The following is a 4,244-nucleotide window of genomic DNA, read 5'->3' on the forward strand; positions in this document are numbered from 1 at the left end:
CGTTGGCTGGACGCGGGGCCGACGGCGTTCCGATGGTTCCTATGGCTTTCTGGCGAGGCCGGCCCAGACGGGCATGGGGGTGGTGTCGGCTCCGGGCTCGGGCCGCCACCGGGTGGTCGGGACCACGCCTGGCGCCAGCAGTTCCAGGCCGTCGAAGAACCGCAGGACCTGCTCGTGCGCGCGGAAAGTGACTTTCTCGGCCATCGAGGTGTTCATACGTGTCGAGGCCTTGCGCATCCCATCGGAGATGATGTCGCTGGCGGGATGGGAGAACACCAGGTAGCTGCCGGCGGGGATGGCGTCCACCAGGGTGGCGACGATGCCGTACGGGTCGTCCTCGTCGCGGACGCAGTGCAGGATCGCGATCAGCATGAGTGCCACCGGTTTGGTGAAGTCCAGGATGGCCGCGGCTTTTGTCAGGATCGTGCCGGGGTCGCGCAGGTCGGCCTCGAGGTAGGTGGTCGCGCCCTGGGGGGAACTGGTCAGGAGTGCTTTGGCATGGACGAGGACGATGGGATCGTTGTCGACGTAGACGACGCGTGCGGCGGGGGCGGCCCGTTGGGCGATTTCGTGGGTGTTGTTGGCGGACGGTAGGCCGGTGCCGATGTCGAGGAACTGGCGGATGCCGGCCTCGGCGGCCAGATGGTGTACGGCGCGGCCCAGGAAGGCGCGGTTCGCCAGCACGCTCACAGAAGTGATGGGCACGGCCTCCAGCACTTCTTCGGCCACCTTGCGGTCGGCGGCATAGTTGTTCCTGCCGCCGAGCCAGTAGTCGTAGATCCGGGCGATGTGCGGCACGTCCGGGTTGAGGCTGGCTGGTGGCTGTTCCTCGTCCGCTGCGTCAAGTCCCATGTCAGATCCTTCCGTCCGGCGTCCGCTGCACGCCGGGTCTCAGCTCAGGAAATTCTAGTACCTCTCTACCGAATTCCGGGAAAGTTCGGAGACATCCGGATACATCAGTACACAGCGGCATATCGACGACCGGCTGCCGCGGTGCCGGCTGGTCGGTCGGCCGTGGCTGCGGTCGGCGATCGCGGTCCGTGATGTCAGATCCGCAATATTTACTGAAGGTGACCGATACGCCGGCCGGTTCCACCGGGCGACCGCATCAGATCTCATTGATGATCTTATTGATCGCGCTGGCGGCGCGTTCCGGTGGCACGCTGTCGACGCACAGGCGGTTCATCGCGGCCAGATAGCGGTCCACGTCCTCCAGCTTGTCCAGGTAGGCGGCGCCGGCAAGCTGCTCGAGGTAGACCACATAGGGCAGGTCCGCCTCGGGGAACTGCAGGATGCTGAACGCGCCACCTTCGGCGACGTGGCCGCCGAAGCTGAAGGGCATGACCTGGAGCGTGACGTTCGGCTGCTCGGTCAGGGCGATCAGGTGCTCAAGCTGGGCGCGCATCACCTTGGTTCCGCCGATCGAGCGGCGCAGGGCGGCCTCGTCCAGCACCATCCACAGGTGTGGAGGGCTCGGGCGGGCCAGGATGTGCTGCCGCTGCATCCGGACGTTCACCCGGCGTTCGACGTCCTCCCGCGGGGAGCCCCGGCCGCCCTGAGCGATGACGGCGCGGGCGTAGTCCTCGGTCTGCAGCAGGCCCGGGACGAACTGGACCTCGTAGGACCGGATCAGCGTCGCCGACTCCTCCAGCCCGATGTACGGCTGGAACCAGCCCGGCAGGACATCGCCGTAGTTCTGCCACCAGCTCGGCTGGTTGGCGTCCCGGGCCAGGGACAGCAACGGCTCCCGTTCGGCTTCGGCCGTGACACCGTAGAGGGTGAGCAGATCGGCGACGTCGCGTTCCTTGAAGCTGACACGGCCGAGTTCCAGACGGCTGATCTTCGATTCGGAAGCCCGGATGCTGTATCCGGCGGCCTCCCGGCTGATGCCCCTGCCTTCACGTAATCGACGGAGCTGGGAGCCCAGGACGATGCGACGCACCGTGGGACCACGGTGTAAGTCACCTGTTGTCACGACGGCTCACCTGTCGTCACGTCCCGGCCCTTTCGCAGGTATAATTCTGATGGCATCCTGGTTGGTATCTTCGGTCACTGGGGGCTTCCCCGGATATGTGCCGGGATTCTATCGTCGTGTGTCACGGGTGCGGTGCGTCGCCCGGAGTTCTGTAGGACACCTATCCCGTTTCACCTGTTTCGCTCGTTTTGTTCACGCCGGCTCCGCCGGCTGTCATGCCCGTTGGACGGCCGGCCGTGCCGCCCGCCTGGTCCTGCCGGCCTGGTCCTGCCGGCCGGTCCCGTCGGCCTGGTCCTGCTGGTCGTCAGGATCGCCGGGCTGGTCGGTCGGCGACCGGATTGTCGCTGGCTGATGACCGCCGTCGCCGGCCGGCCGGGCGGCCGGCGCGGTCGGCCGCACTCACTCGGGCTCCCGGCTAGCGCGGCGGCGTATCCCGGCGGTGATGGCGCCAAGAAAAATCTGCGCGACAAGACCGACCACGACGAGATTGCCGAGCATCTGAATCATGGTGATGATCCGGGCTGTCTGGGTAACGGGAGCGATATCGCCGAAACCGACAGTGGTGAACACGGTGAGTGCGAAATACAGGGCGTCCGTGCGCGTCATCGCCTGGGTGAATGCGCAGGCCTGTTCACGTCCGAGCACGAAGTAGGTTCCCGCGAAGATCAGCAGGAACAGCGGGAGGGACACGGCGAAGGCTTCGGCGGCGCGCAGCCCGGGGTAGGCGGACCGGGCGATACGCCGGATCTGGATGCCGACGATGCCGGCGAACGCCAGCAGGGCGGCGGCCAGCGCGATCCCCAGGCCCGCGTGCACGCCGCCCCCGAGGGACCGTCCGAAGGGAAGCAGGTAGTACAGGAACAGCTGGGCGACGATGCTCAGGGCCGCGCGCACCATGGCGCGCGCGACAAGTACCCGCTGGCCGGGCGGCGGCCGGGTGGCCTCGCGCCGGTGCTTCGGCGGGACGTCACGCGCGTTCTTCGTGATCACGGACTGTCCTGGACGAGGACGGCGCGGCCGGCCGTCATGTCAGGGCCTGGCGGGCAGTGGGTCACAGGCTCCTCCGCGTCCCGGGGATCACGGTCGGCGCTCGGGCCGCCGACCGGCCGCGAATCGCGGGCAGGGCCGGGCCCCACCGGCGGTGGCCCGGCATCGCTCGCGGGGTTGATCGGAATCCGAGCCCCGTAGGCGGCCGGGGCCGCGACAGCTGCGCCTGCCGCGGCCCCGGCCGCCTGCCATGAGCATACGGTCACCAAAAGATCGCATCAGGTGACTGTGAGTCAGCGTGACGTGGGTATGTCAGGCCGTGAAGGTGAGGGAATACCCGCCATCGGACGTACTGGCCTGGCCGGGGGAGCGGCGCACCGCGGGGGACGGGCACCGGCGTGGGCGCGTCGTCGGGCCGGCTCCCCGGAGGAGGGGGAGAGCACCGACGGTGACAGCCAGCACATGCAGGAGCGAGGGGTGGACGACGGGCAACCAGTGGATGCCGTGGTTGTCGCGCCACCCGGCGGCACCGGTCAGCCAGTCCGTCAGCGTCCGTGGCAGCCATCCACCGCCACGGGTGAGGGGCGTCCGCACCCGGATCGAGTGATCGCTGGCACCGCTGTCGGAGATCGTGCCGATGGGCATGCGCGGCGGATGGATGACAGCCGTCCGTGTCGCCGGGCCCTGTCGTGTGGGGCCCTGTCGCGCCGGGTCCGCTCGCGCGGGGCCTCGTGGGGTGAAGCCGCCGCCGCTGGTGGCGGCGTCCGTGGTGGCGCTCGGGTTCGCGGGCCCCTGCCCGGCTGTGGCCACTGGCCGCCCGGCTGTTCCGGCTGTTCCGGCTGTTCCGGCTGGGCCGGCTGGGCCGGCCGGCTTCGATGGTGCGCGCTGGTCGCGGTTCGTCGGCGATCGAGGCCGTGCTGTGGGCCGTGGCCTGGACGTCTGCGACACCGTCTGGGTGGAGGAGGCCCGCGGCGGTGCCGCCGCGGGCGAGGCCGCCGCGGGCGAGGCCGCCGCGGGCGAGGCCGCGGCGGATGGAGGGCCGGCCGGCGCCGTGGTGGGCGCCCCGGACGGGGAGGCCGGTGGCTTCGTCGGGGCGCTGGTGGGTGATTGGGCCGTTCTGCTGGGGACTGGCGCCGGCGAGGTCGGCGCCGGTTTCGTCGGGGTGGCGGTGGCGGGTGGCTGGGCTGTCGCGCTGGGGGCCGGTTCGGCCGGGGTCGCCGGCGCCCTCGGCGAGGGCTGTGTGCCGTTCCCGCCGCCGGGGGCGGGGGCGGGCTGGCCCGGC

4 protein-coding genes and 1 pseudogene are annotated in these 4,244 nt (G+C 70.0%); 1 reads left to right on the forward strand and 4 read right to left on the reverse strand.

Going from position 1 to position 4,244, the window contains the following annotated elements; all coding sequences use genetic code 11:
- Positions 1 to 39 precede the first annotated feature (39 nt).
- From AC5LSR_RS06085 to AC5LSR_RS06100, 4 genes are all read right to left on the reverse strand, one after another.
- A complete protein-coding gene (locus AC5LSR_RS06085; RefSeq protein ID WP_250284428.1) occupies positions 40 to 852 on the reverse strand; it encodes an SAM-dependent methyltransferase in 813 nt (270 codons plus the stop codon).
- A gap of 256 nt (positions 853 to 1,108) precedes the next feature.
- A complete protein-coding gene (locus AC5LSR_RS06090; RefSeq protein ID WP_250284426.1) occupies positions 1,109 to 1,975 on the reverse strand; it encodes a Sco1979 family transcriptional regulator in 867 nt (288 codons plus the stop codon).
- Positions 1,976 to 2,374: 399 nt separating this feature from the next.
- Complete coding sequence (locus tag AC5LSR_RS06095) at positions 2,375 to 2,965, reverse strand: potassium channel family protein (protein ID WP_250284425.1); 591 nt, start codon at positions 2,963 to 2,965, stop codon at positions 2,375 to 2,377.
- 309 nt (positions 2,966 to 3,274) lie between these two features.
- Complete coding sequence (locus AC5LSR_RS06100; RefSeq protein ID WP_493464523.1) at positions 3,275 to 3,607, reverse strand: hypothetical protein; 333 nt, start codon at positions 3,605 to 3,607, stop codon at positions 3,275 to 3,277.
- Between the two features lie 274 nt (positions 3,608 to 3,881).
- On the opposite strand from AC5LSR_RS06100, the pseudogene AC5LSR_RS06105 reads away from it, so the two are divergent.
- A pseudogene (locus tag AC5LSR_RS06105) lies at positions 3,882 to 4,244 on the forward strand (hypothetical protein); the annotation flags it as partial.

It is taken from the genome of Protofrankia sp. CiP1_Cm_nod4 (genome assembly GCF_982290645.1).